Source organism: Streptomyces sp. Ag82_O1-12 (assembly GCF_900182715.1).
Classification (GTDB): domain Bacteria; phylum Actinomycetota; class Actinomycetes; order Streptomycetales; family Streptomycetaceae; genus Streptomyces; species Streptomyces massasporeus.
On record NZ_FXUW01000002.1, the window covers coordinates 1 to 14,324 of the forward strand.

Here is a 14,324-nt window from a genome sequence, read left to right on the forward strand (position 1 = left end):
CCGTGCCGGACGCCCCGGAATGGCGGGAGCGCTGGATCGAGCGCGCGGGCACCGTGGCCGCGTACCGCGAGGCCCACGAGTTCGAGCACGACCGCGACCCGATCGGCACGCGGCCGGGCCGCGGTGCGGTCGACGTCCGCCAGGACTGGGACCGCGCGTACCGCGCGCTGGGCGAGCCGGAGGACCGGATCGAGCTGGTGGGAGCCACGGACGCCACGCTGCGGCGCATGGTCGAGCAGTACGAGCGCGAGACCGAGTGGGCCCCGCCGCACGTCGCCGGCCAGTTGCGCGAGGTCTCCGAGTCTCTGTCCGACCTCCAGCGGGAGGCTGTGCAGAAGTACATCGAGGCGTGCGAGGCCGAGGACCCGGCCCGGGCCGAGGAGCTGCAGGCCACCGTCGAGGGGTACGACGCCCTGGCCGCCCGGATGGAAGAGGACCGCAAGGCCCTGGAAAAGGTGCACGAGGCCCGGGAGTCGTGGCACGAGCACACCGAGGACGCGCGGACCCAGGCGCAGGAGGCACAGCGGCAGCTGGAACTCCGCGCCCCGGAACCCGAGGTCGCCCCGGAGTCGCTGGAACTGCAGGAGGACGTGCAGGAGCCGACGCTGGAACCGGAGCTGGAACAGCCTGAGACCGGCGAGCGCGAGCGGCTGCGCGAGGCCCACGAGCGGGCTCACGCGGACGGGCCGACGCTCACGGGCGAGGAGCTGCAGCAGGCCGTCCAGACCGCCACCAGGGCGACGGAGATCCTGGCCGACCGGGAGCAGACGCGGCAGATGGAAGAGGCGGAGCGGGCCCGCAGGGACGAGCCCGTGGTGCAGCGGCCGGAGCTGGAGATCGAGGGCCCCACGGTCGAGGTCGGCGGGTACGAGGTCGAGATGTAGCCCGGCTGCACCCGGAAAGGGGCGGACCGCCTGGTGGCAGTCCGCCCCTTCGCTGTTACTCGAGCACCGGTCAGGACTGCGGGGCTCTGCCCCACACCCCGGCCACCCTGCGGAGGGGGTGGGGGGCAGGGATCTTGGGTGCGGGCCCGTGGGTGGTGGAGATGGTGGTGGGTCGCGGTGCGGCCCCCTCGTCGGACGGCACCTGGAGGGCACCACGGCCGCCGCCGGGCCGCCAGGCCAAGCCGCTTCGCGGTCGGCTCCGCCGAGCCTGGCAGCCCGACAACGCCCGTGGTAGGGCTGCGCCTGCCGCCCAACGAGGGAACCACCCCACTCCGCCCGGACCTACGGCGAACCGCCGGAGACGGGCGGACCACTGGCCTCGTGTCAGTGCCCGCGGCTACCGTCGACACCATGGCCAGCAACAGCGACCCGTGGCGCCCCCGCCGCCGGCTCCACCCGCCTATTGACGACCTGCTGCCTCCGGCCGGGAAGCATGGGATTCTCCCCGGGGTGACGCCGTCCTGGCCGGGCCACGAGTACGGGCCCACCCCGATTCCAGCACCGGTTCCGAGCACCCCCGGACTTCCAGGGGGAGTCCGCCGGACGCGGGCGGATCTGGAAGCGCTCCGGGACGATGCCGCCCGGCAGTTCCACGCCGGCGAGCTCGCACGCGTGCAGCTGGACGAGGACGAGGACGAGTACGACGTGCGGCGGCCCGGCACGTTCGCCCAGGGAGTGTGGGCCGTGGTCGCTTGGCTGCTGGGCGAGCTGGAGAATGCTCCGATCAGCGGAGAGACGCACGATTACCCGTACACCGTCCGCCAGGTGGGGCGGGAGCAGACGCACGCTCGTGACTGCCTGGAAGGCAACGACTGGCCCGACGTCGACCGGGACTACGCCCTTGGAGTCCGCGAGGCGGTGCGGTGGGCGCTCTTCGAGTGGAAGAACCGGCCCGTGCCGCCGGCGGCCGCCTGACGTACGCATGCGAAGAGGCCCGGACCATCGGTCCGGGCCTCTGTCGCTGCCGTGTCAGGCGGGTACTTCGCCCGTCTTCAGCATGTGGATGTGCTGCAGCAGATCCACCGGCGGGTCAGTCCTCTTGTTCTCCATCGGGTCCTTGTGACCTGCGTACGGGTCGGGCCTGCCGTACTGGTCCACCTTGTTCGGTTCCAGCTTGCACGTCGCCAGGATGAACTGCCCCTGCCTGACCCCGTCGGGCAGCCAGCGACCCAGCCACTCAGCGACTCGCAGCGGACCGGACTCCGGATCACGGAACGCCCAGTTCCAGGCCGCCATCAGCCCCGTCAGCGACTCCACCATGTCCGGGTGCAGGTGCCAGCAGGACACCGCCCCCTTGCTGTAGCCGAGCATCTCCGTGAACGAGCGCGGGTACCGCACCCGGAAGGTGTTCATCGTCCAGTCCAGCAGGAGTTCCCAAGCCTGTGCCTGCTGCTGTGGGTTGAAGGTGGACCAGTCCCAGACCGCGAACTTCTGCGCCTCAGGCTTGTCTGTCAGCTTCTTCACGGTCAGCGCCAGGTCCGCCACGACGTCCGGGAGGTTGAAGCCCTCAAGGGCCTCCAGCCGCTCGTCCACGCCGTCGATGCGCTTGCCCAGGCTCCGGGTCCGCTCCCACATGGCCAGCACGTCGCGCGGCGGCTCGGCCGGCCTGCGGCTCTGCTCGCTCATCCGGTGTACCTCCACCGTTCAGCGTCCGTCGCCGAGTAGCCGTTCGCGGGCTGACCCGGGATGCCCGGCGCCGCAGCCAGCGGGGCGTCCACCGCACCAGGCTGACCCGGGAGGCCCGGCGCCGTGGCGGGCATCTGCGGAGGCAGTACCGGCCCGTTGACCTGCATGCCCTTCTTCTTCAGCTTCGCGTCCAGCTTCGCCTGTGCCTTCTCCTGCTTGACCAGGGCACGCACGTCATTGCGCTCCCACACCGGGGTGAAGCGGTACCGGATGGGCGGAAGGTGCCGGTAGAAGACGAGACCGGTCCCTTCCTTCATCTGCCGGATGGCATCCTGCGGCATCACTCGGACCCGCCGTACGGAAACGCTCTGGGACTTCTTGTCCTCGTCCGAGGTGGACGAGGAGGCCACTTCCTCGTCCTTCTCACCGCACAGACGCGACAGCTCTTCCAGGTCATCGGGGAGGGAGAGACCGCCAAGGACGACGCGGGTCGAGTTGTTCATGATGGTCTGGGCGCCGTTTCGTCCCCACCGCTCGCGCAGCTGGGACGGGGACTGGACGGAGACCAGCAGCTGAATGTTGCGGCCGCCCGCGTCGGCCGACCACAGGTGAATCGGCAGGGGGCAGATCACGGCCGCCTCGTCCAGGACCATCCGCAGGTACGGGTCCAGGCGCCCGCCGGGGGCATTGTCCGCCCGGACGTAGGCCGCGTCGTAGATCTCGCCCACCAGGGCGGAGAACAGCGATGCCACTGAGCCGTACCGCATGTCCCGGCCCATCACGTACAGGGTGCCGCGGCTGTTGAGGAAGTCCTGCACATCGAACTTCTGCTCCCCGGGCCGGGGCCTGACGATCTCGACAACCTCCGGGTGGGACATGAACTGGAAGCTGCGGACCAGCGTCAGGTAGACGGAATCCCTCGTCTTCTCCGGAGCTTCCAGCATCTGGGCCAGCAACTGGGCCCAACCCGCCGGCACCCGGTCATAGTGCGCCTGCAGGATCTCCAGCGGCTCCCTCTCCGTGGGCGAGGTGACCCACTGGCGGACCGTCATCAGGTCCCCGCCCTTGAGCGCGGCCGCCATCAGGTACGAGGACAGCACCGTGAAGGAGTGTCCCTCCCAGAAGCTGGCGTTTTCCATGTCCTCCCCGGAGGCCGAGGCCGCCAGGATGTAGCCCGCGCGCCGGATGGCCGCCGAGGCGTCCTCGCAGCCTTCCACGAGGTTCCAGCGCAGGGTGTTGGGCACACCGGATACGCCCGCGTTGAACACCCAGCACGGCCGGTTGTGCTCTCGCCGCAGCTTGTGGGTGTTCTCGTACAGGTCACCGCGGGTCGAGGTGACCACCACGGAGCCGGCCGCGTCGATGACCGCGTTGCCGAGCTGCGCCGACTTGCCCATACGGGGCGGGGCGTACATCAGCACCAGGTCCTCGCACGCGAGGAACAGCCCCTTCTTGTGGAGAAGATCGGTCCCCAGGTGGTAGCCGAGGTCGTGCGGGCTGATTGAGCGGCTCTTTTCTCCAGCGAGAGACGGGCGCAGCACGGCGGCCCGGTTCCGAAGGCCGGACACGGAAAGCCACTTCTTCAGTTCCTTGGGGGTGGCGAACCCGACGCGATCGGAAGGGCGCACCGGCCCCGTTGCGCCCATGTCGAGCTTGCTCTTCAGGGCCACGATGCCCAGGCCGGAGGCGACCGCCGCCGTACCGAGGAAGCCGGGCAGTCCACCGAGGGGCCAGTTCGAGGTCACCGAGTTGACGAGGTCCAGCAGCGAGGGGCCGTTGCCGCCCTCCGTTCCGGCGGCCGCCACCGTCACGGCGGGCAGTCCCGCCGCCAGGGGTGCGGTGCCCATGCCCCGCCGGGGCGGGCCGACGAGGCCGGACGGCTTGTGTGCGTCGCGGATGCGGTGCATCCAGTGCGGCATCACACCGCCGGACAGGTCTGTGGTGGCGGGTGTGGGATTCTCTTCCTTGCGTGACACGAGATCACTCCTCTGTCGCGAAGTCCCCGGGTCCGGCGGTACCAGCGCCTCCCGGGGGCGCCTATATGTCCGGTGACCTCACGATCACCGTACGAGCCAGGGCTGACATTCAGCCCCGGGATTCCTCAGTCGTGCTTCCTGATGATGTCGCCCAGGTACTTCCGGGCGCTGTTCACCGTGAACCCGGCATCTGCGTGCCATTCCCGAGCCAGAGCGCTCGCCGATGTGTTCGGGTAGCGCTGCTCCGGGGGGAGCTGCAGGTAGAGGTGCTCCAGCAGTTCCTTGCCCGTCAGCTGCGGCTCAGGTTCCGCGCCCTCGTCCATGGCCTCGTTGATGACTTCCGGCACCGGCACTGGCTCAGGCGCCGGAACAGGCTCGGGGCTGTCGTCAATTGGCGAGTGGACCGTCTCGTCCGCGATCGGCTCCAGGTCTTTCTGCAGCCAGTCGGCGCGGTCGATCCGGGCCTGCACCATGGCCGGACGCCCGTCGCCGCGGGCCGCGAGCGGACCGCCGGCGGCCGCCATCTGGCCGTTGACCTGCAACTGCCCGTACGGGTCGTATCCGCCGCTGTACTCGACGTCCACGCCGTGCCCGTACGCCTCGTACGGCTCGGGGGCAGGCTGCGGAGGGATCGGTGCAACAGTGGGCTCCGGGTGACCGGCAGCCAGCTCCGGCACATCCACCTCGTCCTGGCCGTGGTGCTGGTCGACGTCGACCGTCCCCGCCTCCGACTCCAGCTCCGGGGTGGTCGCGGGCAGTTCCTCGCGCACCTCGTCACGGTCGAGGCGTTCTAGCTCCGCAGGCACCGTGATTCCGGCCGCTTCCAGGCCCGCCGGCGCGGTCTCCCGGAGCGGGACTCCGTACCGGGCCAGACGCAGCGGCATCATCGCCTCCACCGGGGCCTTCCGGCGCCAGGCACGACCGAAACGCTGACGCAGGCGTGCCTGATAGACCAGGCGTTCCTGCTCCATCTTCACGACCTGCTCGTACGACCGGAGTTCCCAGAGCTTCATCCGCCTCCACAGCAGGAACGTGGGCATGGGCGAGAGCATCCAGCGGGTGAGGCGGACACCTTCCATGTGCTTGTCGGCGGTGATGTCCGCGATCCGGCCGACCGCGTGCCTGGCCGCCTCCACCGCGACGACGAACAGGATCGGGATCACGCCATGCATCCCGACGCCCAGCGGGTCCGGCCAAGCCGAGGCCGCGTTGAAGGCGATCGTGGCGGCCGTCAGGAGCCACGCCGTCTGGCGGAGCAACGGGAACGGAATCCGGATCCAAGTCAGGAGCAGGTCGAGGCCGAGGAGAACGACGATCCCGGCGTCGATACCGATGGGGAAGACCAGAGCGAAGTCCCCGAACCCTTTCTTCACGGCGAGGGCGTGCACCGCGGAGTACGAGCCGGCGAATCCGATGGAAGCGATGACCACCGCGCCGAAGGTGACGACGCCGATCAGTACCTTGTGGACCCGGGTCAGGGTCGGGGTCTTGGCCTCTGTTCCGTCCTTCATTCGTCCCTCCCTTCTGTGTGAGGCGGCTCCTGCAACCGCGCGATGTGCGTCAGGGCGTTGGCGCGCAGTTCCTCCTCCGTGTCACCCACGAGGAGTTCGGGGTGCGCGAGCAACAGGTCGATGCCTACGCGGATCAGCGTGTTCTCAGTGATGCGTTCGGTCTTACGGGTCCGTGCGTCCATCAAGTCCCGGGCGAGGGCGGTCAGGCCGCTGTACTGGTCGTCTCGCATCGGAACCCACTTCGGCCGTCCCTCGCTCTTGGACTGGGCCGAACTGCGCTTCGCTGGCGAGTTGTCCGCCATCGGTCCCCCTTGGGGTCTTGGGATTGGTGACCCCAAGAGGTTATGGGTCCTGGCCTGTGGAAAAGGCCCGGCCGGGGACCGCTCGCGGACCATGGGGCCGTTCCCCATCGCCACCTCCCTGTTGTCGAGTGCAGGAAGAATCTAACCCACTAACCCTTGAACTTCAAGGGTTAGTGGGTTACGTTGGTTGTGCAAGCACGAGAGAGGGTCAGGGCTTGCAGGCCCTGACCCTCTCTCTGGCCGGGAGTTGCAGCTCCCGACCGCCCCGGACAGGCGAGCGACCGCCTTCCGGATTGGGACACCCCTGACAGAGAGGGATCTCCGTGCGTAAGTCTCCCAGCCGGACCACCGGCAACTCCATCCAGGCCCCCGCGACGCGCCCGCAGCTGGTGCTGGTCGGGAAGAAGGGGCCCGCCTTCACCGGCACCTGCCCGGCCTGCGACGACTTCCAGACCGTCGTCATCCGCCGCAACGGCCAGGCCGTCACCGTCCGGTGCACGTGCCAGCTGGCGGTGAGCGCATGAGCGCGCAGGACGCCGCCGCGGCCGCCAGGAAGGCCGAGCAAGACCGCCGTAAGGCTCAGGCCGACCTGCAGCGCCACGGCCAGGCCATGAGCGGGATCAGGGGGCGCAAGTGAGCAGCCGCCCGCCCCTGCCCATCCGCCCGCAGCCGCACGAGCGCGACGGACGCCAGCCGCAGCAGCAGCCCGTGAGGCCGCACCCCGCCCGATAGGGCCCCCGGCGGGCCGGTCGCCAATTGGCGACCGGCCCGCCTCCCCTCGCACGCCTTGATGGAGAGGCACACCCATGTCGCACTGCACCAACCCGACCGTGCTGGAACGGATCTCCGACGCCGACCTGCGCGCCGACCAGCGCGCGGAGCAGCTGGCCGAGCAGCACCGCGCCGGCGCCTACCCGACCGCGCACGTCCACTACGACCTCCCCGGCCAGGCATTCACCGTCGTGGCCCCACAGGGGGGTGCTTCCGAGTGAGCATCGCCCGCGAACGCATCGTCGCCCTGGCCGCCCTCGTCTTCTCCCTGCTGATCACGGCCACCTCTGTAGAGATCGGGCGCGACGCCATCGAGTCCGCACTGTCCGGACTGACCGCATACGGCACCGTCGCGGTGCTCGGAGCGCTCGCCCTGTCTGTAGGGCTCCGGAAGGTCTGGAAGGCCAGCAAGACCGTGCTGACCGCCGCCGTGGTCATCGCCCTTGTCCTGGTCGGCATGGGCAAGGCCGTGGCGGAGGTGGTCAGCTGATGCGCGCCCTGACCATCCGCCAGCCCTGGGCGGCCGCCATCACCTACGCGGACAAGCGCGTGGAGAACAGGGTGTGGCCGACCTCGTACCGGGGCCCCGTACTCATCCACGCGGGCAAGACGCCGGACCGTCGCCACGGGCCCATGGTGGCCGCCCTGGTGCGCGGGCTGCAGCTGGAGCTGGGCGCCGTGCTCGCGGTCGCCCGGATCACCGACTGCCACCCCGACGACGGAGAGTGCACCCCGTGGTCGGCCAGCGGGAACTTCCACTTCGTCCTGGACGAGGTGACCGCCCTCCCCCTCCCGATCCCGTACAGCGGCACCCAGGGTCTGTGGACCCCGCCGGCCGCCCTCATTGACGGAGTGCGCGAGCAGCTGGAGGGCGAGGGCACCGCCCGCGTGCTGCGGGAGGAGGCCGGGCCGTGCTGACCGTCTACGACGAGTTCGCCGGGGTCGGCGGCTCCAGCAAGGGCGCCCGCGAGCTGCCTGCGCTGCGCGGCCGGCGGCTTGGGTGCTGGTGCGGGCCGGAGCAGCCGTGCCACGCCCGTGTCCTGGCTGAACTGGCGGACCGGGCGGTGAAGCCGTGAGCAGGGAGACGGAGTTCAACCCCTGGCAGTGGGACCGGAAGAACGCCATGGCGGGCCGATCCCGGCTCACGATCGAGCGGCACGGCCACGAGGTGACGCTGGACCACCAGGGCGTGTCTATCGACGGTGAGCGGATCGTCCGGGACAACCCTGGGACCGGAGAGCACGGGTTCGACCTGACCCCGGACGGCCGCGTCATGTACCGCGGTAAGGAAGTCGCCGCCATCGGCCCCCACCCGGAAGGCACCGCCAACCCGGGCGAGATCACCGTGTGGGGCAAGGACGGCCCCAACTCCAGCGAGCGCAAGGAGCGCGAGGAGACCGAACGACAGCAGCGGGACTCCCGGTACCGCGCAGACCAACAGCACCAGCAGGAACTCACCCGAGGACAGGAGAGGTCGTTGTGACCGAGCACCAGAGCCCCGCGCCGTTCGATCCGGCGCTCTACCTGATCGAGCAGGCCCACCGCCAGCCCGTGCCGCCCACCTTCCGGCCCGCGCCCCAGCTGCCGCTGAGGCGGACCGCAGCCCGCCTCCTTTGGGAGCACTTCGGGCGCATCGTGCCGGGCCTGGCGACCACGAGCATGTCCGCGCTCGCGTGGAGCTGGGGGCAGAACCTCCCGGACGGCTCCACCGCCCCCCTGTGGATCACCGGCAGTCTGGCCGCATTCGCAGGGTGCGCGGGGTGTGTCGCCGCGGCGAAGCAGCACGGCGACAACGAGACCGTGCGCCTGAGTTTCGGCGGAGCCGCCGTGCTCGCGTTCGCCGGAGTGACCGCGTGGACGCCGGACTGGCAGCTGGCCGCCCTGCTGTGGGCCGGGTGCACCGCCGCGGTGTACGCGGTGTGCGCGCCCCTGTGGCGGGCCGACCGCCGCGAGGCCCGCACCCAGGCCCACGAGGTGGTCATGGAGGAGATCAAGGGCGCCAACGAGGCCCGGGTGAAGGCGATCGAGACCGCCGGCACCGTGGCTACAGCTCAGTGGGAGTACCGCCAGGAGCAAGCGAAGGTCGAGGCGATCGTGGCGGCCGCCCACGCCCGCCAGCAGCGCGCCATCCAGCTCGGCGAGGAGCTGGACGTGCAGGCCCTGCTGAAGGCCGCCCACGTGGCCGAGCTGAACTGAGGGGACTGTCATAAATTTCTGACAGTGACCAGAAAGGCCCCCGCCCAAGGGCGGGGGCCTTTTCCGTGGGTGCAGGGCGTCATACTCTGTCAGCCCTGCGGGCGATCCGTTCGGCGGCCGTGCGTAGGCGGCTCAAGTCGACCGACGCCGTCTTGCTATCCGCAGGCGCCACGCCCTCGTCCACCGACGCCAGAGCGGACGTCAGCAGGGCCACGGCCCGCTCCGCAGCGGAGGCCGCCGCGTGCAGCTCCCGGTTCACCTGCGCCGCCAGCTCCGCCGGGTCGACCTTTGGTGCGTCGTCCGCCGAGGCCTGGCCGGGCAGCTTTGCGGCGTACCCGAGCCTGACAGCGGTCCGCTTCAGGGTCGCGGCCGTCACCTTCCCCGCTTGCTGCGTCTCCAACAGCGTCTTGCGGGCCTTCTCCATCCCGGACTCCAGCTCCAGGATCGGTGCCAGCACCTTTGCCTGAGAGGGCACCAGAGGCTTGTCAGAAATTTCTGACAGTGGCGCCACAGCCACCAGACGACGGGCGTCACCCACGAGTTCGTACACGTGACCCCGCGAGATGTGCAGCACTTCGTCGGCGAACGGCTCCAGGGCCGTGTAGCCCGCAGCCTCGTACGCCCGCTCGTCCACGAGGATGCCGAGGGGGATCCCCTTTTCGATCGTCCACCGCGCTTTGGCATGCCGGACGCTGAGAGACGCCTTCGCGTCCGCCGCCTGCATCGCCTCCAGGAGCGCATCGAGGCGAGCCCTGGGCTCGGTCGGCAGCCGGGCCGGGTCGACCGGCTCCGCTCCATAGGGCAGCCGTCCCACCAGGTCGTTGATGAAGAACTCTTCGTCTTCGTCGTCGTCGATGGCACTCAGCGAGGAGCCGACGTTCACTGGCCCACCCCCTTCACATCCCCGAAGTAGAGGCTGACCAGCTGGTCGAACTCGATCGATGGCTTGGACCGCGGCGCGTACAGGCGGGTGGGCAGGTACTCCCCGACCGCTTCCTTGATCTTCGTGGACCGGTGCACCGGCGCCACGATCGCGTGCGGGTAGTCCTGCACGACCTGGAACGCCGTCTTCTGCATGACGCTCGTCCGGTCCCACTCGTTCAGGACGATCGCCCGCACCTCCAGCTTCGGGTTCAGGGTTTCCTTGACCCGGGTGAAGCTGCGATGCAGGTCGCTCACGCCGAGCAGGTCCATTCGGCCGGCCAGGGTGGGGACGATGACGTCCTCGGCGGCCGCCAGCGCCGACACGGTGATGACGCCGAGCGTCGGGCCGCAGTCAATGAGGTTGACGTCGTAGGAAGGATCCTGGGCAATACCCCGCTGGATGCAGCTCTCCCGGCCCACCAGCTGGTTCTCCGACTCGACGCGGCCCAGCTTCGTGCCGCCCGGGACGATGTACAGGCCCTTGAACTTGGTCGGGTACGTGGCATCCGCCAGCGAGCAGTTCCCGAAAAAGACGTGCGTGAGTGTCCGCCGCTGCTTGGGCTCCAGGCCCTCCGGATAGGCGGGCTCCAGCCAGGCCGGCAGTGAAGCCCTCTGCGGGTCGGCTCCTATCATCCGGACCCGTAGGCCCCGTGCGGCGAGCGCGGCCGCGAACTCCACCGTGGTGGTCGTCTTGCCCGCGCCGCCCTTCTGGTTGGCAATCGCGATCACGCGGGGCACGGAGACCGGGCGGAACGTGGCCGGGACCAGCATCTGCGCAGTCCACTGGTCCCAGGGCAGCCCCGGGTCCCATTCGGTCACGACGTCCAGGAATCTGACGTCGTCGGGGAGTGGCACGACGGGTACCGTCTGCCCTTGTGTGGTTGACATAGCCCGCACCGTAGCGCGGGTTCCGCACATAGAAGAGGCTCGCCCCCACACCGGGGGCGAGCCTCTTTCTGCTGGAGTACAGGCCCTAAGGGCCCGTCTGCGCCTTTTCCCTTTCAGCTCAGGGCAGTTGGTCGCCGAGGAGGGGGAACGGCCCTCAGAAGCTCCCACAGCGGCCGGGACCCCGACGCCCATACGGCCAGCGTCTGCCGGTCGACCACATGCAGCCGCTGTTCCTTGGCGAACTTCACGGCCGGGCCGCTCACCCGGCCGTTCGTCACGATCACCGCGACGTCCGCCCCATGCACCTGCCGCGCCGTCCCGTTGAGCACCTGCAGATCCGGCGTACCGACCGCCGAGCCCTGCGCGCCGTTACGGCGGTGCTTGCACTGGATCACCCAGCGCCGCCCGAAAGGATCGGTCGCCTTCACATCCGCTCCCAGATCGCCGCGGCCGCCGACCCGCTGAGCGTCCCGGCAGCCGTCCCGGCGCATCAGGTCCCGCACCGCGTCCTCAAACCGGGCGTGGTGCAGCGAGTCGAGCTGCGGCAGCCCGTAGCGCAGCCCCTGTGCGCGCACGGCCTCCCACCGGGCCTGTTGCTGCCGGTTGTAGACCCAGCCGGCACCCGCCAGCAGAGCGAGGACCAGCACGGCGACCAGGACCCACCAGTGCGCCAGCAGCCAGTTGACCACTATGACCACCAGGCCGATGACCGCGGCCGCCACCATGAGTAAGCCGATCAGCTGGGCGTCCCTCTGCTGCTGCCGCCTGCTGGACCGTCGCGTACGCCGCCGCGCCGGCGGCCGCCGCCGGGTCACCGCTGACCCTCAGGAGAAGGGAACCGGATCGGGTACGACACCGTGGGCCGCGGCTGCTGAATCCGGTCCGGTGGGGCGTTGTCGAACCGGATCGGGTATTGCACTGTCGACCGGGGCCGAGGGCTGTTGCCGTCCTTGGGCAGGGTCACGTTGCCGTTGCCCATGCCCACGACGGCTAACCCGACCACGGCTAAGATCGCCATCTCCCTGCGGCCGCCCGCCGCCCATCGCGAGTGCTGGCGAACCTGCGTGCCATCCGACCGCACATACGCTCTGACCAAAGGCACAGATGCCTCCCCCTCGTCGTCGCTCCCCGCGAACCCTCCATCCTGGCAGCGAGCACTGACAACGGGGCCTCAGTCCAGCACCACCCGCCGCAGGCAGAGACTTGCGGGGCTCTGCCCCACACCCCGGCCACCCTGCGGAGGGGGTGGGGGGCAGGGATCTTGGGTGCGTGTGGTGGGTGGTGGAGATGGTGGTGGGTCGCGGTGCGGCCCCCTCGTCGGACGGCACCCGGAGGGCACCACGGCCGCCGCCGGGCCGCCAGGCCAAGCCGCTTCGCGGTCGGCTCCGCCGAGCCTGGCAGCCCGACAACGCCCGTGGTAGGGCTGCGCCTGCCGCCCAACGAGGGAACCACCCCGCTAAGCCGGACCTACGGCGAAAGGACCGCGCGGCGCCAGGAGCAGGCAGTTACGGTGCTGACCATGGCGCCCAGCACCCCACCGACCCAACAGCCCGGATACGCCCTGCTGATCGCCGCCGAGCCACCAGTGCGCCACCCGCTCGCCGTGGCCACGATGCTCCCGCAGCTGGCCGCGATCCCGCCGGCGCGACTCGTGGGCGCCCCGTACGCCAGCGCCGTACAGCTGGCCGCCCCCGACGACCCGAACACCGTGCTGACCGCCGTCCGCACCGCGGCCGCCGTCGAGGGGCAGCTACTCGTCTACGTCGCCGGGCATCTAGTCGTCGACTCTCGCCAGCACCGGCTCCACTTGGCACTGGCCCGCACCACGGCCCGCACGATCCGGTATACCGCGCTCCCGTGGCACTGGCTCGCCGCCGAGCTGCAGTACCGGGCCCCGGGCACCACCACGCTGGTCGCCGACCTCGCCGCCGACACCGACGTCTGGCAGTCCCTCGTCCAGCACGAGCAGCGTCTAACCGGGCCGTACGCCCTGTTTGGTGCCGTCCAGTTGCAGGACCGCCGCCACCGCCCCAGGCCCTCGTACACACACGCACTCGCCCACATTCTGCGCACCGCCCCAACGAGGCCGACCGCCGACGACCTCCACCACCAGGCCGCCCGAGCCGCCGTACTCGAGGAAGCCGCCACCCTCTGGCTGGGCCCCGCGCCGGCGACACCGACGCAGCCGTCGCCAGACGGCAGACTGCCCGCGGTCGACGTCCCCTCGCCGAGGCAGGAGCACCCGCAGCCGGCCGAACCGTCCCCGAGGGCCGCCGAGGAGGACCCGCACCACGCCATCAGCCAGGCGAGCCAGGCCGGACGTCACGCCGAGGCCGCCGCCATTGCGGCCGCGTGGGAGCAGGCAGCCCTCCGGCAGCACGGCCCCAACTCCCCCGAGGTCGCCCACTGGATCGAGGTACGCGCCGTCATCGCCCTGGAAGAAGGCGCCCCCGATCGAGCGTGCGAGCTGTGGCTACGCAGCGCAGTAGTGCGGCTCAACGCCGACCAACCCGGGACCCACCCCGACGTCGTTGCCGACGTCGACCACGCCCACTACGCCTGGCATCGAGTCACAGACCCCGCGCGAGTACGGGAGTTGGGCACCGAGTTATTGACCCTGCGCACGCAGGTCACTGGAAAGAGTGGCGCTCGCCGAGACGTCCAGCGACGCCTGGCGAAGCTCTCCCAGGCCCTACAGCCCTGACGCCCCAAGGCTTTTCCGACCGAGCGAACTGCCCGGTGTTGGCAAACGGCCGCCTGCCTCACACGAATAACCAGCGGAAACACGCGCGTACATGAAACATGACTGGCTCGATGTGGCTAAGATCGCCGCATGGGCGGACCAGAACGCCGCTTGGGCGGACCACGGGGAGTGCAGCACGCGGGCAAGTCGGCGGTGTTTCCCGCCGACAAGAAGATCCGCGCCACTCTCGTACTCCACCCTGACGACGTCGAGCGGAAGTTCTACGAAGAGCTTGTGACCGAGATGGGCATCGCCGGAGCCCAGGTGCTCCGCGAAGCGCTCCATGAGCTGTACAAGCGCGAGACCAAGCGCAAGGAGCGGGAAGCCCGCCGGAAGGCGAAGCAGGCCGCCGGTATGACGACTGAGGAGCTGCCTAAGGCCGGATGACGACAACATCCGGACGTCAAAAGGCCCCGGCCTTACCAGCCAGGGCACTTACGACG

17 protein-coding genes and 1 pseudogene are annotated in these 14,324 nt (G+C 70.1%); 11 read left to right on the forward strand and 7 right to left on the reverse strand.

All coding sequences use genetic code 11. From position 1 onward, the window contains the following. Both QOL88_RS38390 and QOL88_RS38395 read left to right on the forward strand, forming a co-directional pair. A pseudogene (locus tag QOL88_RS38390) lies at nucleotides 1-884 on the forward strand (hypothetical protein); the annotation flags it as partial. A 672-nt stretch (nucleotides 885-1,556) separates the two neighbouring features. Further along, nucleotides 1,557-1,859, forward strand: coding sequence for a hypothetical protein (locus QOL88_RS38395; protein WP_097223392.1), 303 nt, complete (start codon nucleotides 1,557-1,559; stop codon nucleotides 1,857-1,859). A gap of 54 nt (nucleotides 1,860-1,913) precedes the next feature. Here QOL88_RS38395 and QOL88_RS38400 read toward each other — a convergent pair whose 3' ends face one another. From QOL88_RS38400 to QOL88_RS38415, 4 genes are all read right to left on the reverse strand, one after another. Then, the gene (locus tag QOL88_RS38400; RefSeq protein WP_097223391.1) at nucleotides 1,914-2,570 is read right to left on the reverse strand and encodes a hypothetical protein; all 657 of its coding nucleotides are present in this window, start codon (nucleotides 2,568-2,570) and stop codon (nucleotides 1,914-1,916) included. Next, nucleotides 2,567-4,546, reverse strand: a complete 1,980-nt coding sequence (locus QOL88_RS38405; RefSeq protein WP_283445932.1) for a type IV secretory system conjugative DNA transfer family protein — start codon at nucleotides 4,544-4,546, stop codon at nucleotides 2,567-2,569. The genes QOL88_RS38400 and QOL88_RS38405 overlap by 4 nt, the downstream gene beginning before the upstream one ends. A gap of 125 nt (nucleotides 4,547-4,671) precedes the next feature. Continuing rightward, nucleotides 4,672-6,057: a DUF2637 domain-containing protein gene (locus QOL88_RS38410; protein WP_257028117.1), complete on the reverse strand. Its 1,386-nt coding sequence runs from the start codon at nucleotides 6,055-6,057 to the stop codon at nucleotides 4,672-4,674. Further along, a complete protein-coding gene (locus QOL88_RS38415; protein WP_257028116.1) occupies nucleotides 6,054-6,287 on the reverse strand; it encodes a hypothetical protein in 234 nt (77 codons plus the stop codon). The genes QOL88_RS38410 and QOL88_RS38415 overlap by 4 nt, the downstream gene beginning before the upstream one ends. A 395-nt stretch (nucleotides 6,288-6,682) precedes the next feature. Here QOL88_RS38415 and QOL88_RS38420 point away from each other — a divergent pair, with 395 nt between their 5' ends. The 7 genes from QOL88_RS38420 to QOL88_RS38450 all read left to right on the forward strand — a co-directional run bounded on the left by QOL88_RS38420 (nucleotide 6,683) and on the right by QOL88_RS38450 (nucleotide 9,326). Continuing rightward, on the forward strand, nucleotides 6,683-6,883 hold the full coding sequence (locus QOL88_RS38420; protein WP_179879176.1) for a hypothetical protein: 201 nt from the start codon (nucleotides 6,683-6,685) through the stop codon (nucleotides 6,881-6,883). 282 nt (nucleotides 6,884-7,165) lie between these two features. Next, on the forward strand, nucleotides 7,166-7,351 hold the full coding sequence (locus QOL88_RS38425) for a hypothetical protein (RefSeq protein ID WP_097223415.1): 186 nt from the start codon (nucleotides 7,166-7,168) through the stop codon (nucleotides 7,349-7,351). Next, on the forward strand, nucleotides 7,348-7,620 hold the full coding sequence (locus QOL88_RS38430) for a hypothetical protein (RefSeq protein ID WP_097223414.1): 273 nt from the start codon (nucleotides 7,348-7,350) through the stop codon (nucleotides 7,618-7,620). The genes QOL88_RS38425 and QOL88_RS38430 overlap by 4 nt, the downstream gene beginning before the upstream one ends. Beyond that, complete coding sequence (locus QOL88_RS38435) at nucleotides 7,620-8,048, forward strand: ASCH domain-containing protein (RefSeq protein WP_097223413.1); 429 nt, start codon at nucleotides 7,620-7,622, stop codon at nucleotides 8,046-8,048. Before QOL88_RS38430 ends, QOL88_RS38435 begins: the two co-directional genes overlap by 1 nt. Then, entirely contained in the window at nucleotides 8,042-8,206 is a 165-nt protein-coding gene (locus QOL88_RS38440) for a DUF4326 domain-containing protein (RefSeq protein WP_373559368.1), read from the forward strand. Before QOL88_RS38435 ends, QOL88_RS38440 begins: the two co-directional genes overlap by 7 nt. Beyond that, on the forward strand, nucleotides 8,203-8,613 hold the full coding sequence (locus QOL88_RS38445) for a hypothetical protein (protein ID WP_097223412.1): 411 nt from the start codon (nucleotides 8,203-8,205) through the stop codon (nucleotides 8,611-8,613). Before QOL88_RS38440 ends, QOL88_RS38445 begins: the two co-directional genes overlap by 4 nt. After that, nucleotides 8,610-9,326, forward strand: a complete 717-nt coding sequence (locus QOL88_RS38450) for a hypothetical protein (RefSeq protein WP_097223411.1) — start codon at nucleotides 8,610-8,612, stop codon at nucleotides 9,324-9,326. The genes QOL88_RS38445 and QOL88_RS38450 overlap by 4 nt, the downstream gene beginning before the upstream one ends. A gap of 79 nt (nucleotides 9,327-9,405) precedes the next feature. Here QOL88_RS38450 and QOL88_RS38455 read toward each other — a convergent pair whose 3' ends face one another. From QOL88_RS38455 to QOL88_RS38465, 3 genes are all read right to left on the reverse strand, one after another. Beyond that, on the reverse strand, nucleotides 9,406-10,209 hold the full coding sequence (locus QOL88_RS38455) for a hypothetical protein (protein ID WP_097223410.1): 804 nt from the start codon (nucleotides 10,207-10,209) through the stop codon (nucleotides 9,406-9,408). Beyond that, nucleotides 10,206-11,138 (reverse strand): ParA family protein, encoded by a 933-nt coding sequence (locus tag QOL88_RS38460; protein ID WP_097223409.1) that lies wholly within the window; start codon nucleotides 11,136-11,138, stop codon nucleotides 10,206-10,208. The genes QOL88_RS38455 and QOL88_RS38460 overlap by 4 nt, the downstream gene beginning before the upstream one ends. Before the next feature lie 113 nt (nucleotides 11,139-11,251). Further along, nucleotides 11,252-11,953 (reverse strand): restriction endonuclease, encoded by a 702-nt coding sequence (locus QOL88_RS38465; RefSeq protein ID WP_097223408.1) that lies wholly within the window; start codon nucleotides 11,951-11,953, stop codon nucleotides 11,252-11,254. Nucleotides 11,954-12,657: 704 nt separating this feature from the next. On the opposite strand from QOL88_RS38465, the gene QOL88_RS38470 reads away from it, so the two are divergent. Together QOL88_RS38470 and QOL88_RS38475 are read left to right on the forward strand one after the other, a co-directional pair. Then, nucleotides 12,658-13,842, forward strand: a complete 1,185-nt coding sequence (locus QOL88_RS38470) for an amino acid adenylation domain-containing protein (RefSeq protein WP_143668925.1) — start codon at nucleotides 12,658-12,660, stop codon at nucleotides 13,840-13,842. A 129-nt stretch (nucleotides 13,843-13,971) separates the two neighbouring features. Next, nucleotides 13,972-14,268, forward strand: coding sequence for a hypothetical protein (locus tag QOL88_RS38475; RefSeq protein WP_143668924.1), 297 nt, complete (start codon nucleotides 13,972-13,974; stop codon nucleotides 14,266-14,268). Nucleotides 14,269-14,324 lie beyond the last annotated feature (56 nt).